This is a genomic window from Malaciobacter sp., assembly GCF_055140965.1.
The window spans coordinates 1-25202 of the sequence record NZ_JBSRRO010000025.1 but is presented as its reverse complement, the minus strand read 5'-3'; the positions used below and the strand labels follow the sequence as shown (position 1 = coordinate 25202).

The 25202-nt window shown below is 28.6% G+C and carries 24 protein-coding genes; 5 read left to right on the top strand and 19 right to left on the bottom strand.

The genetic code is table 11. The features are described from left to right. Position 1: 1 nt before the first annotated feature. From ACTCCZ_RS08490 to ACTCCZ_RS08415, 16 genes are all read right to left on the bottom strand, one after another. Positions 2-784 (bottom strand): fumarate reductase cytochrome b subunit, encoded by a 783-nt coding sequence (locus ACTCCZ_RS08490; protein WP_079579936.1) that lies wholly within the window; start codon positions 782-784, stop codon positions 2-4. Between the two features lie 224 nt (positions 785-1008). Beyond that, on the bottom strand, positions 1009-2511 hold the full coding sequence (locus ACTCCZ_RS08485) for an NADH-quinone oxidoreductase subunit N (protein ID WP_079579937.1): 1503 nt from the start codon (positions 2509-2511) through the stop codon (positions 1009-1011). Next, on the bottom strand, positions 2508-3989 hold the full coding sequence (locus ACTCCZ_RS08480; protein WP_079579938.1) for a complex I subunit 4 family protein: 1482 nt from the start codon (positions 3987-3989) through the stop codon (positions 2508-2510). Before ACTCCZ_RS08480 ends, ACTCCZ_RS08485 begins: the two co-directional genes overlap by 4 nt. Before the next feature lies 1 nt (position 3990). Beyond that, complete coding sequence (gene nuoL, locus ACTCCZ_RS08475; RefSeq protein ID WP_079579939.1) at positions 3991-5877, bottom strand: NADH-quinone oxidoreductase subunit L; 1887 nt, start codon at positions 5875-5877, stop codon at positions 3991-3993. Further along, positions 5874-6188, bottom strand: a complete 315-nt coding sequence (gene nuoK / locus ACTCCZ_RS08470; RefSeq protein WP_079579940.1) for an NADH-quinone oxidoreductase subunit NuoK — start codon at positions 6186-6188, stop codon at positions 5874-5876. Before nuoK ends, nuoL begins: the two co-directional genes overlap by 4 nt. Further along, positions 6188-6712: an NADH-quinone oxidoreductase subunit J family protein gene (locus tag ACTCCZ_RS08465; RefSeq protein WP_228145345.1), complete on the bottom strand. Its 525-nt coding sequence runs from the start codon at positions 6710-6712 to the stop codon at positions 6188-6190. The genes nuoK and ACTCCZ_RS08465 overlap by 1 nt, the downstream gene beginning before the upstream one ends. After that, complete coding sequence (locus ACTCCZ_RS08460) at positions 6702-7208, bottom strand: NuoI/complex I 23 kDa subunit family protein (RefSeq protein ID WP_079579941.1); 507 nt, start codon at positions 7206-7208, stop codon at positions 6702-6704. The genes ACTCCZ_RS08465 and ACTCCZ_RS08460 overlap by 11 nt, the downstream gene beginning before the upstream one ends. A 1-nt stretch (position 7209) precedes the next feature. Beyond that, complete coding sequence (locus ACTCCZ_RS08455) at positions 7210-8493, bottom strand: complex I subunit 1/NuoH family protein (protein ID WP_079579942.1); 1284 nt, start codon at positions 8491-8493, stop codon at positions 7210-7212. Beyond that, positions 8490-9926 carry an NADH-quinone oxidoreductase subunit G gene (locus ACTCCZ_RS08450; RefSeq protein ID WP_079579943.1) on the bottom strand — a complete coding sequence of 479 codons (1437 nt, stop codon included), beginning with the start codon at positions 9924-9926 and terminating at the stop codon, positions 8490-8492. Before ACTCCZ_RS08450 ends, ACTCCZ_RS08455 begins: the two co-directional genes overlap by 4 nt. A 30-nt stretch (positions 9927-9956) precedes the next feature. Further along, on the bottom strand, positions 9957-11243 hold the full coding sequence (locus ACTCCZ_RS08445) for a citrate synthase (protein WP_079579944.1): 1287 nt from the start codon (positions 11241-11243) through the stop codon (positions 9957-9959). Positions 11244-11258: 15 nt separating this feature from the next. Continuing rightward, a complete protein-coding gene (gene nuoF, locus ACTCCZ_RS08440) occupies positions 11259-12503 on the bottom strand; it encodes an NADH-quinone oxidoreductase subunit NuoF (protein WP_079579945.1) in 1245 nt (414 codons plus the stop codon). Next, positions 12481-12978, bottom strand: a complete 498-nt coding sequence (locus tag ACTCCZ_RS08435) for an NADH-quinone oxidoreductase subunit NuoE family protein (protein ID WP_079579946.1) — start codon at positions 12976-12978, stop codon at positions 12481-12483. Before ACTCCZ_RS08435 ends, nuoF begins: the two co-directional genes overlap by 23 nt. Further along, positions 12978-14609, bottom strand: a complete 1632-nt coding sequence (locus ACTCCZ_RS08430) for an NADH-quinone oxidoreductase subunit D (protein WP_079579947.1) — start codon at positions 14607-14609, stop codon at positions 12978-12980. The genes ACTCCZ_RS08435 and ACTCCZ_RS08430 overlap by 1 nt, the downstream gene beginning before the upstream one ends. Then, positions 14602-15120: an NADH-quinone oxidoreductase subunit B gene (locus tag ACTCCZ_RS08425; protein ID WP_079579948.1), complete on the bottom strand. Its 519-nt coding sequence runs from the start codon at positions 15118-15120 to the stop codon at positions 14602-14604. Before ACTCCZ_RS08425 ends, ACTCCZ_RS08430 begins: the two co-directional genes overlap by 8 nt. Further along, entirely contained in the window at positions 15111-15488 is a 378-nt protein-coding gene (locus ACTCCZ_RS08420; RefSeq protein WP_228145346.1) for an NADH-quinone oxidoreductase subunit A, read from the bottom strand. Before ACTCCZ_RS08420 ends, ACTCCZ_RS08425 begins: the two co-directional genes overlap by 10 nt. A 136-nt stretch (positions 15489-15624) precedes the next feature. Next, the gene (locus ACTCCZ_RS08415) at positions 15625-16791 is read right to left on the bottom strand and encodes a MalY/PatB family protein (protein WP_079579950.1); all 1167 of its coding nucleotides are present in this window, start codon (positions 16789-16791) and stop codon (positions 15625-15627) included. Between the two features lie 74 nt (positions 16792-16865). On the opposite strand from ACTCCZ_RS08415, the gene ACTCCZ_RS08410 reads away from it, so the two are divergent. Next, positions 16866-18680: a menaquinone biosynthesis decarboxylase gene (locus ACTCCZ_RS08410; RefSeq protein ID WP_079579951.1), complete on the top strand. Its 1815-nt coding sequence runs from the start codon at positions 16866-16868 to the stop codon at positions 18678-18680. A gap of 21 nt (positions 18681-18701) precedes the next feature. Here ACTCCZ_RS08410 and ACTCCZ_RS08405 read toward each other — a convergent pair whose 3' ends face one another. The 3 genes from ACTCCZ_RS08405 to ACTCCZ_RS08395 are packed head-to-tail and all read right to left on the bottom strand — an operon-like array spanning position 18702 to position 22315. Further along, positions 18702-19694: an ABC transporter ATP-binding protein gene (locus ACTCCZ_RS08405; RefSeq protein ID WP_079579952.1), complete on the bottom strand. Its 993-nt coding sequence runs from the start codon at positions 19692-19694 to the stop codon at positions 18702-18704. Then, positions 19694-21301, bottom strand: a complete 1608-nt coding sequence (locus tag ACTCCZ_RS08400) for an ABC transporter permease (protein ID WP_079579953.1) — start codon at positions 21299-21301, stop codon at positions 19694-19696. The genes ACTCCZ_RS08405 and ACTCCZ_RS08400 overlap by 1 nt, the downstream gene beginning before the upstream one ends. A 6-nt stretch (positions 21302-21307) precedes the next feature. Beyond that, positions 21308-22315 (bottom strand): Fe(3+) ABC transporter substrate-binding protein, encoded by a 1008-nt coding sequence (locus ACTCCZ_RS08395; RefSeq protein WP_079579954.1) that lies wholly within the window; start codon positions 22313-22315, stop codon positions 21308-21310. A 149-nt stretch (positions 22316-22464) separates the two neighbouring features. Here ACTCCZ_RS08395 and ACTCCZ_RS08390 point away from each other — a divergent pair, with 149 nt between their 5' ends. The 4 genes from ACTCCZ_RS08390 to ACTCCZ_RS08375 are packed head-to-tail and all read left to right on the top strand — an operon-like array spanning position 22465 to position 25123. After that, on the top strand, positions 22465-22731 hold the full coding sequence (locus ACTCCZ_RS08390; protein WP_228145347.1) for a hypothetical protein: 267 nt from the start codon (positions 22465-22467) through the stop codon (positions 22729-22731). Continuing rightward, on the top strand, positions 22715-23284 hold the full coding sequence (locus ACTCCZ_RS08385) for an anthranilate synthase component II (protein WP_079579956.1): 570 nt from the start codon (positions 22715-22717) through the stop codon (positions 23282-23284). Before ACTCCZ_RS08390 ends, ACTCCZ_RS08385 begins: the two co-directional genes overlap by 17 nt. Next, positions 23281-24483, top strand: coding sequence for a glycosyltransferase family 39 protein (locus tag ACTCCZ_RS08380; protein WP_119184372.1), 1203 nt, complete (start codon positions 23281-23283; stop codon positions 24481-24483). The genes ACTCCZ_RS08385 and ACTCCZ_RS08380 overlap by 4 nt, the downstream gene beginning before the upstream one ends. After that, complete coding sequence (locus ACTCCZ_RS08375) at positions 24476-25123, top strand: hypothetical protein (RefSeq protein ID WP_079579957.1); 648 nt, start codon at positions 24476-24478, stop codon at positions 25121-25123. Before ACTCCZ_RS08380 ends, ACTCCZ_RS08375 begins: the two co-directional genes overlap by 8 nt. Positions 25124-25202: the final 79 nt, after the last annotated feature.

Here is a 25202-nt window from a genome sequence, read left to right as displayed (position 1 = left end):
ATTATGCTAGCCTCCCAGTATTGTCAATTTTCATTATTTTTGCTGTTGGAACATATCTTTCACCATAATTAGCTTTGTGCTCAAGACCTATTTTCATGTATGCTGCTAATGTAGCAAAACCTAATACAAGAAAAAATACAGTTAATGCCCATTTAACTTTTTTAAGAGTTTTTCTAGTCTCTCTTGGATTGTTCCCATCAAACCAACCCCATTTTACACATAGTCTATAAAGACCAATTGTTCCATGAAATTCAACAGCTAGTAATAAAAGGATGTATAAAGGCCACATCCAATCACTAACAACTCTATCAGAAGAAGCATAAGGCCCAATTTCTCCTGGATTACTTAACATAATATATAAGTGTACAGAACCCAAAAAGAACATTGCAAAACCAGTAAATGCTTGTATAAACCATAATTTTGTATCATCATGACCCATACTTTTTGCATGTGCTTTTACTACTTGATACTGTTTAAAGTTACCAGGTAACTTTCTCATACCTAAAGCAGCATGAACAATAAATATAACAAAAATAACTGCAACAGCTGCAGATACAAACAGGGGATGTCCTCCTTCAATTATGAAACTTCCCTCTAATGCTTTTGTTACACTATACATAAAGTCTTTACTAACTAATATCGAAGATACTAATAGCATGTGAGCCCACATAAAAAGAGCTAAAAATAAACCCGTTGCACTTTGAATATAATCAAGCCTTGCAGGAAGCCTACTCTTTTTTCTTTCAGTTGTAGTACCAATATAACCTTCAATTAGGTCACTCATTTTACATCCTTTCTAGTGATATTACTAATGTTTTTAACGTAAAGAGATAATAGCAAAAATCTTCTTCAAAAATCATTATAAAAAGAAATAATTAGCTTGTACAAATATTGTGCATAAAAAAGTAAGATAAATAAAAAAAGCCCTATTTCTAGGGCTTTTTTAGATAGTGTGTTTGATAAGAAAAAATAAAATATTATACGTCGATTGTTACATAATAACACATACTATTTTATAAATAATGACCTAACTGTCATTTGTGAAATTTCTATTATTGTATCAATACTTGGAATTGGAATAAAAAATACTATAGCACTACCAATACCACCTAAAATTGTAACTATTGCTAAGAATGCAATTACATATGTTGATACTCTTTTGTCATTAAATCCTACACTTTCACAAGATGCATTTGCTGGATAAAAATACATTGTTGCAATAAGTCTAAAATAGTAATAAACAGATACAATTGTTGCAAATATTGCTAGTACTGCAAGTGCTGCAAATCCTGCATTAATTGCTTCTGTAAATACATAAAATTTTCCAATAAAACCAATAGTTGATGGAATACCTGCTAAACTTAAAAGAAATATAGTCATCATTGCTGCTAAGAAAGGTCTTTCTTTTGATAAACCTTTAAAATCATCATATGTAACTCTAACACTTGTTTCAGAAATAATATGTGAAATTAGTCCAAATGCACCAATAGCTGTAACTAAATAAGCAATTAAATAAAACATAGTTGCATATGCTGCTTCACCATTTTGTCCCAATGCAAGAAATGCCAATAATAAATATCCTGTATGTACGATTGATGATGCTGCTAACATTCTTTTTACAATTTTTTGTGTTACTGCTAACCATGTACCAAATACTAAAGTTAAAATAACAAGTACATACATAATAGTATCCCAAAAATCAATAATAGAAGCAATATCTTGTAAGAATATTCTTAAGAAAAATGAGAAAATAGCTATTTTAAATACAGATGCCATATATGCAGTAATAATCATAGGTGCACCTCTATATACATCTAATACCCATGATTGGAATGGAAATGCTGCAATTTTAAAAAGAAAAGTAAATAAAATTAAAGTAATTCCTATATAAACTAAGTTTAATTCTGCACCACTATGTGTTGCTATATATGTTGAAATTTCACTTAAATTTGTTGTTTGTGTAGCACCATAAATTAATACAGTACCTAATAAGTAAAATGCACCTATAAAAGAACCTAAAACTAAATATTTAAAAATTGCTTCAACTCTTTTATTGTCATCACTGTTATATCCTACCATTACATATACTGAAAATGAAGCTATTTCAAGGGCTATAAATGCTGTTAGTAACTCATTTGAATTAGCTAATAAAATCATTCCAAATAGAGCAAACATTAAAATAGTAAAAAATTCACCTTTAAAATATTTTCTATGTAAAAAGTAGTGCTCTCCAATTAGTATTGTAAGTAAAGTACCTAAAATAAGTAATATTGTAAAAAAGTTTGAAAAAGAATCAAAAATTAGTACATTATTAAATATGTCACTATACACTTTTATTGAATACATATCTTCAAATGAGAAAATAGAAAAACCTAAAGCTATAATTAAAAATATCGATGATATAACAATAAAATTCTTTGTAGAATATTTGTCATATACACTTAAAAGCATTAATATAACACTTGCTGATAAAATTATTAAAATTGGCATTATTAAGATTAGTTGATTCATTTCATCGCTCCAATTTTTAAAATGTCATTTATATAATGAGTCACAGTTGGCTCAAATTTATCTATAAATATATCAGGATAAATACCCATTAAGAATACTAAAATAATCCATGGAGTTAAGCCAATAATCTCTTTTATTTTCAAATCTCTCATTTTTAAGCACTCACCATCTCTATTTTGTAAAATAGCTCTTTGAAACATCCATAACATATAAGATGCACCAATAATTACTGTAAGAGCTGAAATATAACCTAAAGTATGATTAAATTCATAAATACCAAAAATAATTAGTAATTCAGATACAAATCCATTTGTTCCTGGTAGACCTACATTTGCAAATAACATAATTGCAAATATAACTGTAAAAATTGGTGCAGTTTTTGCAATACCACCTAATTGCTTAATAGATTTTGTTCCTGTTTCCTCATGTATGATTCCTACAAGTAAAAATAGTGCACCTGTTGCAATTGCATGGGCAATAATTAAATATAGTGCACCATTAATTCCATACTCATTCAATGAAAAAATACCAGCAGAAATAAAACTTAAATGTGATGCAGAAGAGTAAGCAAACATTCTTTTGATATCATCTTGCATAAGGGCTGCTATACCAAAATAAATAAGCCCAAATAGACCAAATATAACAAACCACATTGAAAACTCTACGTAAATTTCAGGAAAAATAGGAATCATAAATCTTACAATTGCATAAACACCTAATTTAGCCATTATTGATGATAATAAAAATACTGCACCTGTTGGAGCATTTTTATATGTTTCCATAATCCATGTATGTAAAGGAAATATTGGAATTTTAATAGCAAAAGCTGCAAGGAATGCTAAAAATAACCAAATATTCTCTTCATAACTTAGTGTTGTTATTTTCATTAGATCATTGTATTGAAATGACCAGTAACCATACTCTGAATTAAAAGCAACCCCAAGATATAAAATAGCTACAAACATTAATAATGAACCCGCCATTGTATAAACAGTAACTTTAATTGTTGTAAATACTTTATTGCCAAAACCATATATACCAATTAGTAAAAATACAGGTAGAAGCATAACTTCCCAAAAGAAGTAAAATAGTACAACATCAAGGGCTAAAAGTGAACCTGTCACACCTGTTTGCACTAAAAGTAGGTTAATCCAATAACCTTTTGTTCTTCCTTCCCATAAAAGTAAATATGAAGTTGGTATTAATATGGCAATCATCATTAAAATTGTTAATGAAAAACCATCAACACCAATGTAATAGTTAATTCCATAACTACTAATCCATGAGGCATTTGTCACAAACTGCATACCTGCACTTGGTTCAAACTCTAAATATAGCTTTAACACTAAAGCTAAAACAACTGTAGTTGCTAAAAAAGCTATATTTCTAACAGCTTCAACATTTTTAGTTGTAATCATTAATCCAAAGGCTACAACTGCTGGTAAAAATATTATAAAAGATAAAACATCTGCACTCATACTACAATCCTAACAAAATATATAAATATACAAAGATACAACTCATTCCAACTAACATAAATCCTGCATAGAATCTAACATTTGCATTTTGAATAGTTGCAACTTTTTTCCCAAATGAAACAAATTCATTACAAACAGTCATAATAAATCCGTCAATAATCTTTTCATCAACTACTTTATCAATAAATGTACTTAATTTTTTACTTGCTTGTACAAATATTTTGTCATAAAACTCATCAACATAGAATTTGTTAGCAATAATTCCTTCTTCACTCTCTGGTTTATAAATATCAAATTTTGCATATTTTTTATATGCAACTAAAATACCTGCAACTGCTACAATAATAGAAGCTGCCATTAAGATATACTCCGTTGAGTGAGCCATGTGAATTGCATTTGAATTTAATTGAGTAAGCCATGCATCAACCATCGCTTCTCCTCCAAAAATTGCTGGAAAGTTTAAAAATCCTGCTGCAATTGCACCAATAGATAATACTAATAGTGGAAATGTAATAGTTTTAGATGTATAAATATGCTGTGAAACATTTTTTGTAGGTGCTACAAAAATAATAAAATATAATCTAAACATATAAAATGCTGTTAAAAATGCTGTAAACATTCCAATTCCCCAAATTAAGTATTCACCTTCTTGGAAAGCTGCTGCTAAAATCGCATCTTTTGAAAAGAAACCTGAAAATGGAGGAATACCAGAAATTGCAATTACACCAACTAAGAATGTAAAATGAATAATTGGTAATTGAGCTCTGTGTTGTGCAATTTTAAAGATATTTTGTTCATGATGAAGGGCAATAATAATACCACCAGCACCCATAAATAGCATTGCTTTAAAAAATGCATGTGTAAATACATGAAATAGTCCTGAACTATAAAAACCAAGACCAACAGCTATAAACATATATCCTAATTGAGACATAGTAGAGTACGCAAGTATTTTTTTAATATCTTGTTGCTTTGTTGCAATAACAGCTGCAAATAAAGCAGAAAATGCACCAATATAAGCAATAAATAGACCAATGTTTTCAATTCCACTATATAAAAAGTGAAATCTTGCAACCATATAAACACCAGCTGTTACCATTGTTGCTGCATGAATAAGTGCTGAAATTGGTGTTGGCCCTGCCATTGCATCAGGAAGCCATACATATAATGGAATTTGTGCTGATTTTCCCATTGCCCCAACAAATAGCAAGAAACCTGATAATACAAGTAGTTCTGTAGAAGCATTAGAAATATTTGCTTCTATTGTAGAAAAGCTAAGTGAATCTGCACCTATAGCAAAAAATAGAGTTACAACACCTAATAAAAATCCAAAATCTCCAACTCTATTTGCAATAAAAGCTTTATTTCCTGCAATAACATTCTCTTTATTTCCATAATAAAATGCAATTAGTAGATAAGAACAAACTCCAACACCTTCCCAACCTATAAATAAAATAATAGGATTATCTGCTAATACTAAGATTAACATTGATGCTAAAAATAAGTTAAAATAAGCAAAAAACTTTCCAAAGCCATCATCACCTTTCATATATCCAATTGCATAAATGTGAATAAGCCATCCTACAAATGTAACAAACATTGACATAAAAATTGCAAGGTTATCTCCAAGAAAACTCATTTGAATTGTTAAATCGCCAATTGAAATCCAAGTAAATAAGTTTTGAGTGAAAATTACACCTTCTTCTCTCATTTGTAAAAATAGATAAAGTGTAATTAAAAATGCAATTAAAGGTGTTCCTGTACCAATAATTGAGAATATTTTATCAGAGACTTTTTGCTTTTTTATATGATAAAAATAAAATCCTGCATTTAATATAGCACCTAATAATGGAGCTAAAATTATCCAAACTAATAAAGGAGTATTCATGAATTTTCTCCTTGTGTTAGTGTAGTGAAGATATCTGTATCTAGTGATTTTTTAGATCTAAATAATAAAATAATTACTGATAAGAAAATTGCAGCTTCAGCAGCAGCTATTGCAATTACAAGAACTGTCATTACTTGTGCATCTAAATTAAAATGATATCTAGCAAATGTAACTAAAAATAGTGTAATACCATTTAACATTAGTTCTATTGACATATAAATTACAAAGATATTTTTTCTTGCAATAACACCAATAACACCTATTGAAAATAGCATCATTGAAACAAATGCATATGATGATAAACTTATCATTATTGTTCTCCTTTATTTTCTTTAGGTTTTCTTTTTTTTGCAAGAACAATTGAACCTACTAGTGCAACTAATAATAGTACTGATATAAGCTCAAATGCTATTAGCCAATTATTATAAAGTGCTAAGCCAACTGGTTTAATATCTCCAAAGTTACCCTCTACAATATTTAAATCTTTTTCAGGTAGATTTGATACTGCTTTTAAAACTAGAATATTTAAAGGTAAAACCAAAAGGACACCTAAGCCAATTAGTGAGTATTTTTTTGGTTCTTTTGGTAAATCTTCTTCTTTAATATTAAGAAACATTAAAATAAAAAGAATTAAAGTCATAATTGCACCTGCATAAACTATTATTTGAACCATAAATAAGAAGCTTGCACTCAATAGGGCAAATAATCCACCAATTGATAGCATAGTTATTAATAAACCTAATGCACTGTAGATTGGACTTTTATTAACTAGCATTGCAATTGCACCAGCTATTGCAAATATACTTAGTGCTACAAAAACTATATCAGCCATCATTTAAATCCTTTGAACGTTCATTTGACATTAAGTAGTCCTTATCAACTACAAACTCTTCTCTTGAAGAGCCTGTAAATGAAAAGATTCCTGTATCCATTCTAATTGCATCACAAGGACAAGCTTCAACACAATATCCACAATAAACACACTCTAAAAGGTCAATTTTGAACTGTTTTGGTCTTTTTTCAGCAACTCCATCAAATCTCTCTTGGGCATCAATGAAAATACAGTTTGCTGGACAAGCTGTTGCACACATATAACATGCAACACACTTTTCACTTCCATCATCCCATTTTGTAAGTCTATGTACACCTCTGTATCTTTCATTTAAGTCATCAGGTTGTACTTCTGGGTATGACATTGTTCTAAGATTTGATGTATCTTTTAAATTTTTAACAAAGTGCTTAAAAGTTGTCTTCATTCCACCTGCAATAGCTGGTAGATATAGTTTATCTTTTAGCGACTTTCCGTGTCTTGGTACTATTTTAATTCCCATATTAACTTCCTGTAACTACAATATATGTTGCTGTTATTACAATATTTAATAATGATAAAGGTAATAACACTTTCCAACCTAACATTTGAAGTTGGTCGTATCTAAATCTTAACAGTGTCCATCTAATCCAGATAAAAACTAAAGCAACAAGAAAAAACTTAATAATAAAAGTTAAAACTTGAAGTACTGCAACTGTAATTGCTACACCATTTTGACTTAAGCCTGTTAATAAAAACCAAGCAAATAAAGCAACAGTAATAATAGCAATTGCCCAAAATACTTTATTTAAAATTCCAGTCTCTTTTGCTCTTATATCCGTAGGATCTTTCCAATTATTATTCTTCTTCATCCATGAAGTTAAAATAAATATTTTTATAGGAACTAATATCATGATTGCAATCATCACATAATCTATATTACTTTTAAGAGCTTGAGTATCTAACCATGGAATTTGATATCCACCAAAAAATAGTGTTACAATAATAGCACTTGCTGCACAAAGTGCTGCTAACTCACCAACTTGAAAAAGTCCAAATCTCATTGCAGAATATTCAGTATGGTAACCTGCTACAATCTCTGATTCACCTTCTGCTAAATCAAAAGGAGCTCTATTAGCTTCTGCAAATGCAGTAACAATAAAAATAAGTGCTGCTAAAGGTTGTAAGAATATACCCCAAGCAGGAATAAAACCAAATAATAGTTCTCCTTGTGCTACAACCATATCTCCTAAATGAATTGAACCATATGTTAATATCATAGAGATAACTGATAAAGCCATAGCTGCTTCATATGATATAACTTGTGCTGTTGCTCGAATAGAACTTAAAATACCATATTTACTTCCAGATGAATATCCACCTAAAATGATTCCATAAGTTGATAAACCAGCAAATGCTAAAAACCACATAATACCAAGTCCCATTGGTAGTGCTTGCATCATATGTGATTGATTATCAATTATTAAATCATCTGCAAAAGGTATAACTCCAAATGTTAAAAATATACAAAAGAATAGTATAATAGGAGCTAATGTAAAGAAAAATTTATATCTAATATGCTTAGGCATAAAATCTTCTTTAAATACTAACTTTAACATATCTGCAATACTTTGTATTAGTCCACCAAGTCTAATTGGGCCAATATTACATCTATTTGGACCAGCTCTATCTTGAATAAAACCTGCAACTCTTCTTTCCCACCATACTAAAATAGGGGTCATTCCTGTTGCTAAAATCAATGCAATATGAATATTTATAATAATAACTACTAAAGAAACTGTTGTCATATATTTCCTTTTTCAACCATGCTTTTCATCTCTTCAATAAGTGAAGTAATAGATAAGGCTGGATTTTCTTTATTCATTTTAGAGATAACTTTTTGTTTTACACCATCACAATTAATGTATGTTCCACTTTTTTCATAAAATGATGAAATAGCAATTGCTACATTTGATTTTTTAATTGTCATACAATTATGTGAGAAACAACTAACTACTTTTTTATTTTCCAATAAGGCTAAATTATCATCAAAGAGACTACTATCAAAAACTACAAGCAATGAAGATTTATCTAAATTTTCTTTAAACTCTTTTTCCTCTTCACTTATTTGATACTCTTTAAATGCAGCTCTATTTGCACTTTTGTCATTTTTTTTCAAATAGTCATCACCAAATGATTCATCAATATAGTTTGGTGAATATCCACTTATATTTGCTTTTACCATATTAGCTAAAGCTTTTATATTTTGTATCTCTTCACAAGAAAGATTTGGTCCTAATACAAATAGTGCTTCTTTATTTGTAGCAACAAGTTTAAACATTGAAGCAATACTATTTTCAATTGTTGACTCTTTTGAATCAACTATTGCATTTGTAAATCTATTTTTATTCTCATTGTGATAAGACAATCTTCCCTCATCACAGATAAAATGACCATTTACTTCTTTATTTACTCTTGGTCTAAATCTAAAAATCTGATCATCTTTATATTTCTCTTTTCTATGATCAACATGGATATTACATCCTTTTGAACAGCCATTACAAATTGCATTAAAGCTTTCAAGAAACCATACTCTTTGTTGGAATCTAAAATCTTTTGATGTTAATGCTCCAACTGGACATAAATCAACCACATTCATAGCATACGGATTAGAAAGTGGTTTCCCAGGAAAAGTCCCAATTACTGAGTGATCAGCTCTATTTATTACACCTAATTCATTTGTTCCTGTTATATCAGAACAAAATCTTACACATCTTGTACAAAGAACACATCTTTCTTGGTCAAGCATAACATTTGCACCAAGATCAACTCTTTTTCTTGCATGATTTTTACTATCAACATTCACTCTTGAGTCATAGAAACCTGATTCCATATAGTAATCTTGTAATTTACATTCGCCTGCTTGATCACAAGTAGGGCAGTCTATTGGGTGATTGATTAGTTGAAGCTCTAAAATATCTCTTCTAACTTTTTCTATATTCTCACCCTTTGTTCTTACACTCATACCATCTTTAATAGGTGTATCACATGCAATTTGAGGTCTTTTTTGTCCCTCAATTTCTACCATGCACATTCTACAATTTCCATCTTTCCCTAGTGCTTGGTGATAGCAAAAATGAGGAATATGTATATTCTCATCTAATAAAGTATCAATTAAAAGACTACCTTTAGCAGCTTCTAATTCTTCTCCGTTTACTGATATTTTAACCATTTCACTCATGTTTTGTTATCTCCTTTAGGTAACTATTTTCTAGTTACCTGTATATAATTGTCTTGGTCTAGCTATTTTGTGAGTTGGATCTTGTTTTAATTCAGACCATTGAGAAATCCATCCTGGGATTCTTCCAATAACAAAGATTGGAGTAAACATTGCAACAGGAATTTTAAGTGCTGTTAATATTACACCTGAATAAAAGTCAATATTTGGATATAAACCTCTATCTCTAAAGTAACTATCACTTAAAGCTGCTTCTTCAACTGCATGTGCAATATCTAATAGCTTAGAATCTAAATTTAATTCTTCTTTTAATTGATCTTGTAGTTTTTTTAAAGTTTCTGCTCTTGGATCTCTATTTTTATAGACTCTATGTCCAAATCCCATAAGTCTAAATGGATCATTTTTATCTTTTGCTTTTGCAATATATGAAGGTACATTTTTAACATCACCAATTAATCTTAATTGATCCATTACTTTTTCATTTGCTCCACCATGTGCACTTCCCCATAAAGCAGCAATACCTGATGAAATAGCAACATATGGATGAGCTTCTGTAGAACCTACATTTCTAACTGTTGTTGTAGATGCATTTTGTTCATGGTCAGCATGAAGTGTTAATATTGCATCAAGTGCATCAACTTCAACTTGTTTAATTTCATCATTCTTTCCACCACCAAGATATTTCATATTTCCACCTGGATAAGCTCTTAGCATATATAAAAAGTTTTCTGTGAAATATTTATTTACATCTGGATAAATTAATGGAGTACCAATAGAGTTTCTATATGCCATAGCAGCAATTGTAGGCATTTTAGCTAAAATTCTTCTTCTCATTGTTTTAAACTCTTCTTCATCTTCTAAATGTAAATGATCTTTATAAAATGCAGATAAAGCAGTAGTTGCAGCTCCCATTGTAGCCATTGGATGAGCACCATCTGGTAAAGCATCAAATAATCTAATAATACCTTCATTTAAAAATGATCTATGTCTAATCTCTAAATCAAAATCTTCTGATTCAGCTTTTGTAGGAAGTCTTCCCATCATAAGTAAATATGAAACATCAAGATATGATCTTTTTCCAGCAAGATCAGCGATATCATAACCTCTATATCTTAACTCTGAGTTTTCTCCATCAATGAATGTAATTTTAGATTCACAAGAAGCTGTTGAAGTATAACCTGGATCGTATGTAAACATTCCAGAGTCCTTATAGAAACTTCTAATATCTACAACACTTGGTCCTCTAGTACCATCAATAATATTGTACTCAAAAGACTTTCCACTTCTATTGTCAGTTAATGTCATTGTATTCTTTGCCATAATTTTCTCCTAGGTTTATTTAAATTCTTTTATAAATTCATCTTTAAATTTGATAATTATACTTTTAATTATATCTTTAACAGCAGGTGCAAAAACACATATAGTTTTACCATTCATTGTTTCACAAACATCTAAAATAGTATCTAAGTCTTTTTGTGTTCCCTCACCAGCTAATACTTTTGCAAGTATTTTATCAATCCAGCCACAGCCCTCTCTACAAGGTGTACATTGTCCACAAGATTCATGATGATAAAACTCAATTAAGTTTTTAGCTACATCAATCATACTCATATCTTCATCAATTACAATCATTCCTCCTGTACCAAGTGTTGAACCAATATTCCACATTGATTCATAATCTAACACTGCTTCTTCAACTTCTTGTGCAGTTAAAATTGGACAAGATGAACCTCCAGGAATTACAGCTTTAAGCTTTTTACCTTCTTTCATCCCTCCACCAATTTTATTGATTACATCAATCATCTTATTACCAAATGCTAATTCATAAACACCTGGATTTTTAACAGGTCCACTCATTGCAAATAACATAGTTCCAGGTGACTTTTCAGTTCCGTATGCTGTGTAAGCTTCATAACCTTTTTCTACAATAAATGGAACAGTTGCAATTGTTTCTACATTATTTACAGTAGCAGGATTATCAAAAAACCATTCACACTCTTTTTGGTGTGGTTTTAATCTTGGATGTCCACGTTTTCCCTCAAGTGATTCAATAAGTGCTGATTTTTCACCGCAAATATATGCTCCACCACCTCTGTGAACTGTTATGTCCATTCTATAATCATGACCCATAACTTTTTCACCAATAATTCCAGCTTCATATGCTTCTTTAATAGCTTCATTTAATCTATCAATAAACCATTTATATTCACCTCTTACATAAATATATGCATCATGAATATTCATTGCATAAGATGAACATATTATTCCCTCAATTAAAAGGTGTGGATCATATTGAAAAATTTGTCTATCTTTAAATGTTCCTGGTTCAGATTCATCTCCATTAACAATTAAATATGCTGGTCTTGGATCATCTTTTGGCATTAGTTTCCATTTTGGACCACATGGTGCTCCACCACCACCTTTACCTCTAAGCCCTGAGTTTGTAACTTCTTCAATTACATCTTCTGGTGCCATAGTAAATAGTTTTTGTATTGAAGAGTATCTTCCATTATCTTTTGCTACTTCTAATTTATGTGAATTAGGAATATCAAAGTTTTTACTTACTACTTTTACTAGCATTTTTGCACTCCTCAATTACATTCTTTAATGACTCAACACTTTGATTCTCGTGGTATTGTCCATTTAGTGCAAACATTGGAGCTCCACCACATGCACCTAAGCACTCAACTTCACTAAAATGAAATAAACCATCTTCGCTTGTTTCTCCTGGATTTATACCAATTGTCTCTTTTATAAACTTTTTTAATTCAGGAGCACCCATAACCATACATGACAATGTTTTACATAGTTCAATATGGTATGTTCCAATAGGTTTTAGATTAAACATTGTATAAAATGTTGCAAACTCATAAACTTCAATTGGAGATTTATTTAGTTTTTCTGCAACATAAATCATTGCATCTGGACTTACCCAACCCTCTTGTTCTTGAACTAACCATAAAGCTGGAAGCATCATAGAGTTACTATTTGGGTATCTTTTTATTTGCTCTTGAAACTTTGCTTCATTTTCAGGTGTATATTTAAATTTACTCATTATCTATCAAACTCCCCTGCAATAAAGTTCATACTTGCCATTGTAATAACAGCATCTGCTAACATTCCACCCTCAACAATTCTTGAGTATGCTCCAAGAGAGTAGAAGCTTGGTGGACGACATTTTACTTTATAAGGTATTCCTGTTCCATCACTTGTTACATGAAAACCTAACTCTCCATTTGCACCCTCCGTATATCCATAGTACTCACCTTTTGGAACTTTAATACCCTCAAAAGTAAGTTTAAACTGATTCATTAAACCTTCAATATTTCCATAAACATCTTTTTTATCAGGAAGTAATACTCCTTGGTGATTCACATTTAAAGGTCCATCAGGAAGCTCTTTCATAGCTTGTTTGATTATTCTTATTGATTGTCTAATCTCTTCAAATTTTACCATTACTCTATCATACACATCACCATGGCTTCCAATTGCTACATCAAAATCAAAATTTTCATAACCATAATATGGAGCATCTTTTCTTAAATCAAAAGCTACTCCTGAGGCTCTTAAATTAGGTCCTGTAACTCCTGCACTTATTGCAAACTCATCATTTATAACGCCAACATCTTGAGTTCTATCATGGAAAATTCTATTGTGTTCTACTAGCGATAAAGCATCATTTATTCCATTTTCTACATCTTTTAATACTTCATTTAAATCTTCTTCAAACCCATCATATAAATCAAACTCTAAACCACCAATTCTTGTATATGAGTTTGTAAGTCTTGCACCTGTTAGTTTTGATAATAAAGTATAACTTTTATCTCTTGGAGCAAATAAGTACCAAAAGTTTGTAAGTCCACCAAGGTCAACCATATTTGCTGCATTACATACTAAATGATCAATTATTCTACTTAGTTCACCAATTATAATTCTAATCATTTTAGCACGTGCAGTTATATCAATTCCTAACATATCTTCAATTGCTTTTGAATATCCAATATTATTTAAAATAGCACTACAGTAGTTAAGTCTATCTGTATAAGGAATTACCTGTGAATAGGTGTGTGTTTCACATGCCTTTTCAAAGCCTCTATGCAAATAACCCACTTCTGTTACACAAGCTTTAATTGTTTCACCCTCCATTGCTAAAAAGTTTCTAATAGTACCGTGACTTGCTGGGTGTGATGGTCCAACATTTAAAAACATTAAATCTTCATGATCTTCTTTGTTATATCCATAAGATTCAAGTAATGGAGTCATTTCATCCATTAGATCTTCTGTTTGAGTACATAATTGTCTTTTAGTTACTGGATAATCTTTTCTTAATGGATGACCTTTAAACTGGTGGTGATTAAGAACTCTTTTTAAGTTTTTGTGACCTTTAAATATTATTCCATACTGGTCATATGCTTCTCTTTCAGCCCAATTAGCACTATAATACATATCTGAAATAGAATCAACTGTTAAAGTTATATCATCAACAAAAGCTTTTACTGTTATAAACTTTTTAAATGTATGATCTCTTAAAATATATACAACAGCAAATCTGCTAGGAGTTACATCAGGATACTCTAAATAATCAATTACAGTAATATCTAATAAAAGAGGATAACCATCTTTTTTTAATTTAGAAATTGTATTTCTTATTTCATTTGCATTAATTAAAATTTCATTTTTATGCATCTAAAATTCCTTTGTACTCTCTTTTTTCTCTATCTTCAAGTACTGATTCTCTTTGGGCTTTTTCTTGAACTCTCATTACAGCATCTAAAACAGCTTCTGGTCTTGGAGGACAACCTGATACATACTCATCAACAGGAATAATTTCATCAATTCCTTGAACCGTTGTATAATTGTCATAAAATCCACCAGAACATGCACATGCTCCCATTGATATAACCCATTTAGGTTCACACATTTGATCATAGATTTTTTTTAAAATTGGTGCTTGTTTATATGTAATAGTCCCAGCTACTATCATTAAATCTGCTTGTCTTGGAGAGAATCTTACAACCTCTGCACCAAATCTTGAAAGGTCATATTTTGCACCAACTACAGACATGAACTCAATACCACAGCATGCAGTACCAAATACCATCGGCCACAAAGAGTATGATCTACCCCAATTTACTGCATGATCTAGTTTTGTTGTGATTATTGAATCTCCAAACGATGACTCTGCTCCTAATCCCATGATAACGCCTTTTTCTTATAAATATAAATTAATCCTGCAAAAAGTAATGCCATAAACATAAACATTTCTGCTAGGCCTAAAAATCCTAGTTCTCTAATATTTACTGCCCAAGGAAACATAAAAATAATTTCTACATCGAAAATTACAAAAAGAATTGCTACTAAATAGAATTTGATTGAAAATCTAAGATTTGTAGTACCTACTGGGTTTGAAACCCCACTTTCGTATACTGTGTTTTTTTGTTTGTTATCTTTGTTATTAGGTCCTAAGTATCTAGTGAGCACGAATACGCCCGTTAATACTAATCCCATAATTATAAAGACACTCGTCGCTAAAAGTAGTTCTGTTGACATTGTACTTCTTCCCATATAGTTTTATTATGTTTCGATTGTACAATATTTTATAGTAAGTATAAAGGTATTATAAGATTATTTTACACATTCATTAATATAGTGAGAAAAAATGTAATACTTTAAAAATAACATTTTTTCTAACTTAAATATGTCAATTAAATTCATTATTTAAATAAGAAAGTGATTTAATTAATTCATTTTTACTAAGCGCTATATTTAGCCTAAAATAGCCTTTTGCTTCTTTGCCAAAAGTTGAACCATCATTTAATGCAAGCTTAGCATTATTTAAAAGTCTGTCAAAAATATTTTCATGTGAATCATTGATTTTTAAAAAATTTAACCAAAGTAAGTATGTTGCTTCTGGTTTATTAAAGCTTATACTACTATTACTCTCTTTTAAAAAATCATCAACATAGTTTATATTGTTTTGTAAATAGCAAAGAAGCATATCTAGCCATTCCTCACCTTTATTGTATGCAGAAATTATTGATTCAAGTCCAAATATATTTACAGAGCCAATATGTCTTTTTTGGATTATTTTATTTAATTTATTTTTTAAAGTACTATTTTTACAAATAATATATGAGCTATTTAAACCTGCAAGATTAAAAGTTTTACTAGGTGAGTTTAATATTATTAGATTATCTAAATATTTATCTTCAAGATGTAAAAAAGAGGTAAATTTTTTAAAGACTAAATCTGAATGTATTTCATCACTTATTATTGTTATGCTATTTTCATAACATATTTTAGCCAATTTTAAAAGTTCTTTCTTGCTCCATACTCTACCTACTGGATTATGAGGTGAACATAAAATTAAAAGTTTTGTTTTTGAAGTTATTTTACTTTTTAAATCTTCAAAATCCATTTTATAATAGTCATCACAGTTTTTTAATGGATTTAATATTAATTTTCTATTATTGTCTTTAACAACAGAGAAAAAAGGAAAATATACTGGTGTTTGAATTATAACTTCATCATCTTTATTACTAAAAGCTTCAACACAAGCACTTAGTGCTGTAACAACACCACTTGTTAAAAGGATATCATTTTCAGTAAAATTGGAAATTTCATGTCTTTTTTTATACCATGAAATTATACTTTCATATACTTTATTACTAACTATTGGATAACCAAGTATCTTTTTGTCAAAAACTTTTTTTAAATCATCAAGTATAAATTGTGGGGTTTGATAATCCATATCTGCAACCCACATTGGTCTTGCATTTTTTACATTAAAATATTTTTTTAAACCATCATATTTAACACAATCACTATTTTTTCTATTAATATACTCATCAAAATTATATTTTTTCATTTTACCTCTACCATAAACTATTTTTTATAGATATAATGATATAAAAATAAGATTAATTACTAATAAGGTTTCATATGAAAAAAGCAATTGAATTGTTAAAAAAGCATAATTTGTTGAAAATTATTGATGATGAGTTGGATATAAACTTGGAAATCCCACATGTTGCTTATGTAGAAGTTAAGAAAAAAGATTCAAAAGCTATACTTTTTACAAATCCAGTTGATAAAAAAAACGGAAAAAAATTTGATATTCCTGTTTTAATGAATGTATTTGGTTCAAAAAAAGCAGTTGAACTTTTTATAGGTGATGGAAATAAAATTGGAAAAGAGATAGAGTCTTTATTAAAAATGAAGCCTCCAACAACTTTTAGTGAAAAACTTTCTACATTTGGAAAGTTATTTGCACTTAAAAATACTATTCCTAAGAAAAATAAAGGAAAAGGTGAGTGTCAAGAAGTTATTAAACTTGGAAGTGATGCAAACTTAAGTGAATTACCAATTTTAACAACATGGGAACAAGATGGTGGTCCTTTTATTACAATGGGACAAGTTTATACAACTTCACTAAATGGTGAAATGAAAAACTTAGGTATGTATAGACTTCAAGTTTATGAGGACAATACTTTAGGATTGCATTGGCAAATACATAAAGACTCTAATCATTTTTTCCATGAATATAAAAAAGCTGGTAAAAAAATGCCAGTATCTATTGGAATAGGTGGAGATCCTATGTATATTTGGTGTGGACAAGCACCACTTCCTATTGGTATTTTTGAATTGATGTTATATGGTTTTGTTAAAAATAAAAATGCACAACTTGTAAAATCAATAACAAATGATATTTATGTACCAAGAGATAATGATTTTATAATTGAGGGCTTTGTTGATACAAGTAAACTAAGAATTGAAGGTCCATTTGGTGATCATACTGGATATTATACTTTAGAAGAGGAGTATCCATTTATGGAAGTAACTGCAATAACACATAAAAAAGAGCCAACATATTTAGCAACAGTTGTTGGTAAACCGCCACTAGAAGATAAATATATGGGTTTTGCAACAGAGAGAATTTTCTTGCCATTACTTAAAACAACAGCACCTGATTTAATAGATTATTATATGCCTGAAAATGGTGTTTTTCATAATTTCATTATTGCTAAAATCAAAACTTTATATCCAGGTCATGCTTCTCAAATGATGCATGCATTTTGGGGAGTAGGGCAAATGAGTTTTGTTAAACATGCGATTTTTGTTAATGCAGATGCTCCTGAACTTGAAGATCATGATGCTATAACTAGATATATTTTAAATAGAATTGATATTGATGAGATGCTAATTTCAAAAGGTGTGGTTGATGCCCTTGATCATTCAAGTCCAAAATTTGCAATTGGTGGAAAACTAGGACTTGATTGTACAAATGAAGAGATTAATGAATTAGGAATTACACTTTTAAGCGATAATGAATTACTTTTAAAAATGCAAGAAATAACAGATGAGGTAAAAGATTTAAAGCAGTATTACACAGATACTAAAAATCCAGTAACAGTTATAACTGTAGATAAAAAAAGAAATCAAAAGTATCTATTGGATGATTTAAAACCACTATTTGAAAATATTAAAATATTAATAATAGTTGATGCAAAAAATCAAAATGATGTAAATAATGCTTATATGTTACTTTGGAGAGTAGTTAATAATATTGATTCTAATAGAGATTTGTATATTCAAGATAATACAATTTGTTTAGATGGTACAAATAAAAATGAGTTAGATAATTTTAAAAGAAGATGGCCTGATGATGTTGATTGTTCAAAAGAGGTTTTAGAGTCATTAAAACAAAAAGGAATTATTGATATTGATGAAGATTTTCAGAAAAAATATCAATTATAATAAATAAGAGTTTTTTGACTCTTATTTATCTATTATTTTAATATCTTTTTTATCTATATGCATAAACGCTTCATCATTAATATTTAAATTTTCAATACTATGAGATTTTACTATCATATCTGTATTATCATAATCAAGTAAATTTAATACAAGTTCATAATACTCTCCACAAAATGAGATATCTAAAATTTTTACTTTGCAGTTTGATTTATCTTTTGATATTTTACATTCATCAATTTTTATAATTGCAACTTTATCGTCTTTTATGTCTAATCCAATATCTTCTATATATCTATTTGGAAGTTCGTTAACCTCACATAAAAAGTTTGCAACATACAAACTATTCGGGTTTTCAAACATCTTTTTTGCACTATCAAACTGAATGAGTTTTTTATCGTTTATAATTCCTATTTTATCTGATATTGACAATGCTTCTTTTTTATCATGGGTAACAAGAATTGCACTTAAATTCATCTGTTTTATTAAATCTTTTAACCAAATCTTTGTTTTATATCTTAGCATCGCATCTAAGTTTGAAAAAGGCTCATCTAAAAGTAAAATCTTTGGATTATTTGCCATAGCTCTTGCAATAGCTACTCTTTGTTGTTGTCCACCTGATAGTTGGTGTATTTGTTTATATTTATGATCAACAATATTAAATTGTTCTAAAAGTTCATCTACTCTTTTTTCTTTTTTCTTTTTTGATAGTTTATATAAAGCAAAAGATATATTTTCATGTACATTTAAATGGGGGAAAAGTGCATAATCTTGAAATATATATCCCACTTCTCTATCTTTTTTATAAACTTTTTTAGAAGAAACACACTCATTGCCAATACAAATATAACCTTCATGCTTTTTTTGTAAACCAGCTATTGATCTTAATATTGTTGTTTTACCACATCCACTTGAACCAAGAAGAGTAACAATCTCACCTGGTTTAACATCAAATGAAATATTTTCTAAGATTTTTGTATCATTAAATGATATACCAAAATTTTCTATACTTACCATTATTGTGCCTTATTCATATTTTTTGCTAATAAAATTACTGAAACCATTCCAATTAGTATAATAAACATAGATGGAACAGAAGATTCAACTATTTGAGATTGCTGTGTTAATTCAAGTGCTAAAATTGGCAATGTGTCATAGTTAAATGGTCTCAAAATCATAGTTAAGGGAAGCTCTTTAATTACTTCAATAAATACAATTATAAATGATGCAAATGCAGAGTTTTTTAAAAGTGGAATAAAAATTTTTACAAAAGTTGTTTTTTCTCCAACATCTAAAATTTTTGCAGCATCATCATATGTTTGTGGAATTCTACTAAATCCTGCTTCAAAACTATTTATACTAATTGCTAAGAATCTAACACAATAACCAAAAATAATAGCTATTATTGTTCCACTTATAATAAAAGTAGAAGAGAATAAATCTACAACATATTTATCTAAAATTGAAAAGAAAGATAAAATTCCAACAGCAACAACTGCACCTGGAATTGAGTATCCTAATTTAACAATTTGTGTTAAAGTTGATGAAGTTTTATCTTGATGTTTTCTTACATTATATACAAATAACAATGCCAATGCCGTTATTAATGTAGCACTACTAATTGCAAGAGATAGTGTTTGATAAAGTGTTGTCATAAAATCTTCATCAATTATATCTTCATATGAAATACTAAACCAAAAGCAAAGTTGAATAAATGGTAATAAAAATCCAAAGAAAAATGGTATAAAACATGCTACAAATGCTAAAAATGATTTAATTCCAGTAAGTTTTTCTTTCTCAATTGGTTTAAAATCTTTTCCTGAACTTTTAAATACTCTATTTTTTCTTTGAATCCTTTCTAAAATAATTAGTAAAAATACAAAACTCATTAAAATACTTGCAAGTTTTGCTGCATCTTCAACACTTCCCATTCCAAACCAAGTTTTAAAAATACCTGTTACAAATGTATTTACTCCAAAATAGTCCATAACACCAAAATCAGCAACAGCTTCCATAACAGCAAGTGTTACTCCTGCTACAATTGCAGGTCTTGAAATTGGTAAAATTACTTTTTTAAATATTTGCCATGAAGAAAGATTGAAAGTTTTTGCTGCTTCAATAATTGAAGCAGATTCAAAACTTAAATATGTTTTACAAATAAGATAAACATAAGGATAAAGTACTAATGACATTACTAAAATAGCACCTTCTATTGACATGATATCAAAGAATACTACTTCACTAAGGTCTTTTTCTAAAATATCAAGAATAAAAGTTGTTACTGTTCCTGTTATATTAAACATTCCTCCATAAATAAATGCCACAATATAAGTAGGAATGGCAAATGGTAAAATTAAACCATAATGGAAAAACTTTGAAAAAGCAAAGTTATAAAGTGATGTCAAATATGCTGTTGTAAAACCAAAAAGTGTTGTTAAAACAGCAACTCCAACCATTATATACAAAGAGTTAAAAATATATGTAAAAAGTAAAGTCTCTTTTAGATGTTGCCAATTATCACTGTGACCTATGAAAAGATAAAGAAAAATAATTATTGCAGGAGCTGAGATAAGTAGCGTTAATATAAAGCTACTTATCTTAATTTTAGAAATTGAATTTTTCAATTAATACTACTTCCAACCAGCTAAATCAAAAGCTTTAACTGCTGCTTTGTTATTTTGACCTAATGTATTTATAGAAATATGGTCATCTTCAAATGTTCCCCATGACTTTACTAAATCAGATGCTTCAACACTTTTAAGTACTGGATACTCAAAATTTGCTTTTGAAAATAACTCTTGTGCATCTTTTGAAGCTAAGAACTCAATAAATTTTATTGCATTTTCTTTATTTGGAGCATATTTTGCAACACCTGCACCACTTACATTTATATGTGTTCCACCATTTTCAAACTTTGGAAAAAATACTTTTACTTTTTTAACTGATTCACTTTGTGATAAATCTTTATTATCAACCATTTTACCAATATAGTATGTATTAACAATTGCTATTGAACCAATTCCACTTGCTATAGCTTTTACTTGGTATCTATCATTTCCTTTTGGAGCTTTTGCCATATTTGCAACAACACCTTTTGCCCATTTAATTGCATACTCTTCTCCATGGTGAGCTATCATTGCTGCCATAAGTGATTGATTATATATATTATTTGAAGATCTAACCATAATTTGACCTTTGAATTTAGGGTCAGCTAAATCTTCATATGTTGTAAGTTTTTTGTCCATTCCTGAACCGATTTTGTAAGCTGTAACTCTTGCTCTTTTAGTAAGTGCAAACCATTGATTATCTACATCTCTTAATTGTTTTGGGATATTTTCCATTAAATAATCAGACTTAATTGATTGTAAAAGATTTTTTGATTTAGCTTGATATAATCTTCCTGCATCAACTGTTATTAAAACATCAGCAGGTGATTTTTTACCTTCACTTTCAATTCTTTTAATTAATGCACTAGCTTTTGCTTTAATAACATTTACTTTAATACCAGTTTTCTCTTCAAACATTTTAAAAAGTTTTTTATCTGTATCGTAATGTCTATGAGAATAAACATTTACTTCCGAACTTGCAAATACTGATGAAACAAGTATTGCAGTACTTAAAGCCAATTTTTTTAACATCTTTTTCCTTTTTTTGATAATAGTTATTGGAATTATAATTTCTTGAAACTTTTAAGTCACTGAATAATAAGTACTATTATCAATTTAATACTGCTTTATTCAGTTTTATTTTTTCTTTGATATAATATGCTTTTATTTAAAGGTTAATTATGATTATATTCGAAGCTACTATAAAAGAGAATGGAATTGGTGGATGGTTTTTGCAATTAAAAGATACAAATACTCAAAGAGTTGAAAAATGTGATGACTTAAAAGAGTTTTCTGAAACTATTGAAAAAATGGGCTTAGATTATGGTGGACACATTGATGAAGTAAAATGGATAGTAGATGAAAATGTTCCTCAAAAACATATAATTGAAGTGAAAGAACAAATGGCAAAAATACAAAAGGAATTGTTTAATGATTCTAATGATTGATAATTATGATTCTTTTACATATAATATTGTTCAATATTGCAAAGAATTAGGCGCAAATTTAAAAATAATAAGAAATGATGAACTAAATATTGAACAAATAAAAAAATTAAATCCTAAAAAGATTATAATTTCTCCAGGACCTGCTACTCCTGATGATGCTGGAGTATGTCTTGATGTTATTAAAGAGTTTGCAGGTAAAATACCAATATTTGGAATATGTTTAGGTCATCAAAGTATAGCTCAAGTATATGGAGCAAAAGTAATTAAAGCACCCAATATGATGCATGGTAAAACATCAAAAATAAAAAAATGTTTTGATACACCAATATTTAATAATTTACCAAATGAGTTTACACAAACTAGATATCACTCTTTAACTGTTGATAAAAACAGTTTAACTGATGATATAATACCAACATCATATAGTTTAGATGACAATGAAATTATGTCAGTAGAGATAAAAAATAAAAAAATTTATGGAGTACAGTTTCATCCAGAATCTATAATGAGTGAATATGGATATGAGATGATTGAAAACTTTTTGAAACTATGATAAACACAACAAATCAATACAATAAAACTGTTTATATAACTCTTGCAATTACAACAATTGTATTGATTTTTGTTTCAAATACTCTTAGTATTTCTTATAAAGAAGCACTGAATTTTTTTGAAAATAATTCTTTGTTATCATTACTTACGAATATATCAACCACAATATTTGGCCAAAATGATATTGCACTAAGATTACCTTTTTTAACTTTTTACTTTCTTAGTGTTATTTTGATATATATTAATACACGAACATATTTTAAATATCAAAGTGATAGAGTGGTATCTACTATTATTTTTATGTTTTTACCAGGTGTTTTAAGTGCTTCTCTTTTAGTTAATAGTGCAATAGTAGTGACTTTTTGCACTCTTTTTTATATATACTATTACCAAAAAATGCAAAAACATAATTATGTTTTTTTAATTGCTTTTTTATTTGTTGATAACTCTTTTGCAATATTCTTTTTAGCGATTTTTTTCTATTCTTTAAATAAGCGTGATAATGCAATAATATTTATAAGTCTGATTTTATTTGGCTTGTCTATGGGCATATATGGTTTTGAAAGTGGAGGTAAACCTAAAGGATTTTTTGTAGATACTTTTGCAATTTATGCATCAATTTTTTCACCTTTTCTTTTTCTATACTTCTTTTATTCAATGTATAGATTAGGTGTGAAAAATCAAAGAACACTTATTTGGTATATCAGTGCAACTGCCTTGGTTTTCTCAATTATTTTTTCATTTAGACAAAAAATATATATTGAAGATTATGCTCCATATGTTGTAATTGCTATTCCTTTAATGGTAAAACTATTTTTTCATTCATATAGAGTTAGGTTAAAAGAGTTTAGAAAAAAACATTATTATTTTGCTCTTTTGGTATTTTTAACACTATTTTTAAATATCTTCATTACAATTTTTAATAAACCATTATATATTTTTTTAGAAAATCCTAAAAAACACTTTGTATACAAATATCATGTAGTAAAAGAGTTAAGCACTAAACTCAATGAATTAAATATAAATCATATTAAATCAGAAGATGAAGAGTTAATATTAAGACTTAGATTTTATAAAATATATCAAGGTAATAGCTATATTATATCATTAGAAAAAATTAAAAATTATAACTTTAAAATACCAATTAAATATTATGGAGTTGAGATAGCAACTGCATATGTAGCAAAAGTTGATGAATAAAAAGTCATATTCATTAATAGAATTGCTTTTTGCTTTGACCTTGATAACAATCATAAGTGCATCATTTTATTCAAATATCAGTTTAGATAAATTTCAAAGTAATATAGATCATGCAACAAATAGACTTATATTATATTTAAAACAAACTAGATATCAAGCTTTAATTGATAGTAATGTAGATGAAAATCAAGAAAAATGGCATAAAAAAAGATGGACACTAAAATTCTTTGATTGTAGAGAAAAAGTTGGAGGTCTATATTATGTTATATATAGTGATAAAAATATGAAAGGACATCCAAATAAACAAGAGAGTTTAAAAGATCCCTTATCAAGTAAATACATATATAGTTCAAATAAGTGCTTAGTAGATAATGATACTTCAAAATATGTTTTATTGACAAAAGAATTTGGTATTGAAAAAATTGATGTAAGTTGTAAAATGGATTCTTCATTAGGTAAAATATCTTTTGGTGAGGATGGCTTTGTATATAAAAAACTTAGTAATAATAAAAATGAACACTATAAATATAAGATTAACAAACCATGTATTATAAAGCTATATGATAAAAATAATAGTACTAGAGAAATTGTAATTGAGCATAGTACTGGATATATCTATAAAAAACCCCATAAAATATAGAGAAAGAAAAATAAGAGAAAGAGTTTTCCAAAATTTAAGCCCATATTAAGTTTAAACCCTTGACAAAGGGGCAAGATTT

Bases quoted from the DNA above. Each gene is read 5' to 3' on its own strand.
- ACTCCZ_RS08425 (WP_079579948.1), bottom strand. From the start codon at position 15,120: ATGGGATTAGGAGCAGAGTCATCGTTTGGAGATTCAATAATCACAACA.
- ACTCCZ_RS08485 (WP_079579937.1), bottom strand. From the start codon at position 2,511: ATGAATCAACTAATCTTAATAATGCCAATTTTAATAATTTTATCAGCA.
- ACTCCZ_RS08460 (WP_079579941.1), bottom strand. From the start codon at position 7,208: ATGGGAATTAAAATAGTACCAAGACACGGAAAGTCGCTAAAAGATAAA.
- ACTCCZ_RS08380 (WP_119184372.1), top strand. From the start codon at position 23,281: ATGATAAACACAACAAATCAATACAATAAAACTGTTTATATAACTCTT.
- ACTCCZ_RS08445 (WP_079579944.1), bottom strand. From the start codon at position 11,243: ATGGCAAAGAATACAATGACATTAACTGACAATAGAAGTGGAAAGTCT.
- nuoK (WP_079579940.1), bottom strand. From the start codon at position 6,188: ATGATAAGTTTATCATCATATGCATTTGTTTCAATGATGCTATTTTCA.
- ACTCCZ_RS08385 (WP_079579956.1), top strand. From the start codon at position 22,715: ATGATTCTAATGATTGATAATTATGATTCTTTTACATATAATATTGTT.
- ACTCCZ_RS08415 (WP_079579950.1), bottom strand. From the start codon at position 16,791: ATGAAAAAATATAATTTTGATGAGTATATTAATAGAAAAAATAGTGAT.
- nuoF (WP_079579945.1), bottom strand. From the start codon at position 12,503: ATGCTAGTAAAAGTAGTAAGTAAAAACTTTGATATTCCTAATTCACAT.
- ACTCCZ_RS08490 (WP_079579936.1), bottom strand. From the start codon at position 784: ATGAGTGACCTAATTGAAGGTTATATTGGTACTACAACTGAAAGAAAA.
- ACTCCZ_RS08375 (WP_079579957.1), top strand. From the start codon at position 24,476: ATGAATAAAAAGTCATATTCATTAATAGAATTGCTTTTTGCTTTGACC.
- ACTCCZ_RS08430 (WP_079579947.1), bottom strand. From the start codon at position 14,609: ATGCATAAAAATGAAATTTTAATTAATGCAAATGAAATAAGAAATACA.
- ACTCCZ_RS08390 (WP_228145347.1), top strand. From the start codon at position 22,465: ATGATTATATTCGAAGCTACTATAAAAGAGAATGGAATTGGTGGATGG.
- ACTCCZ_RS08480 (WP_079579938.1), bottom strand. From the start codon at position 3,989: ATGAGTGCAGATGTTTTATCTTTTATAATATTTTTACCAGCAGTTGTA.
- ACTCCZ_RS08465 (WP_228145345.1), bottom strand. From the start codon at position 6,712: ATGATGGCTGATATAGTTTTTGTAGCACTAAGTATATTTGCAATAGCT.
- ACTCCZ_RS08435 (WP_079579946.1), bottom strand. From the start codon at position 12,978: ATGAGTAAATTTAAATATACACCTGAAAATGAAGCAAAGTTTCAAGAG.
- ACTCCZ_RS08405 (WP_079579952.1), bottom strand. From the start codon at position 19,694: ATGGTAAGTATAGAAAATTTTGGTATATCATTTAATGATACAAAAATC.
- nuoL (WP_079579939.1), bottom strand. From the start codon at position 5,877: ATGAATACTCCTTTATTAGTTTGGATAATTTTAGCTCCATTATTAGGT.
- ACTCCZ_RS08395 (WP_079579954.1), bottom strand. From the start codon at position 22,315: ATGTTAAAAAAATTGGCTTTAAGTACTGCAATACTTGTTTCATCAGTA.
- ACTCCZ_RS08450 (WP_079579943.1), bottom strand. From the start codon at position 9,926: ATGAGTGAAATGGTTAAAATATCAGTAAACGGAGAAGAATTAGAAGCT.
- ACTCCZ_RS08455 (WP_079579942.1), bottom strand. From the start codon at position 8,493: ATGACAACAGTTTCTTTAGTAGTTATTATTATAAATATTCATATTGCA.
- ACTCCZ_RS08420 (WP_228145346.1), bottom strand. From the start codon at position 15,488: ATGGGAAGAAGTACAATGTCAACAGAACTACTTTTAGCGACGAGTGTC.
- ACTCCZ_RS08410 (WP_079579951.1), top strand. From the start codon at position 16,866: ATGAAAAAAGCAATTGAATTGTTAAAAAAGCATAATTTGTTGAAAATT.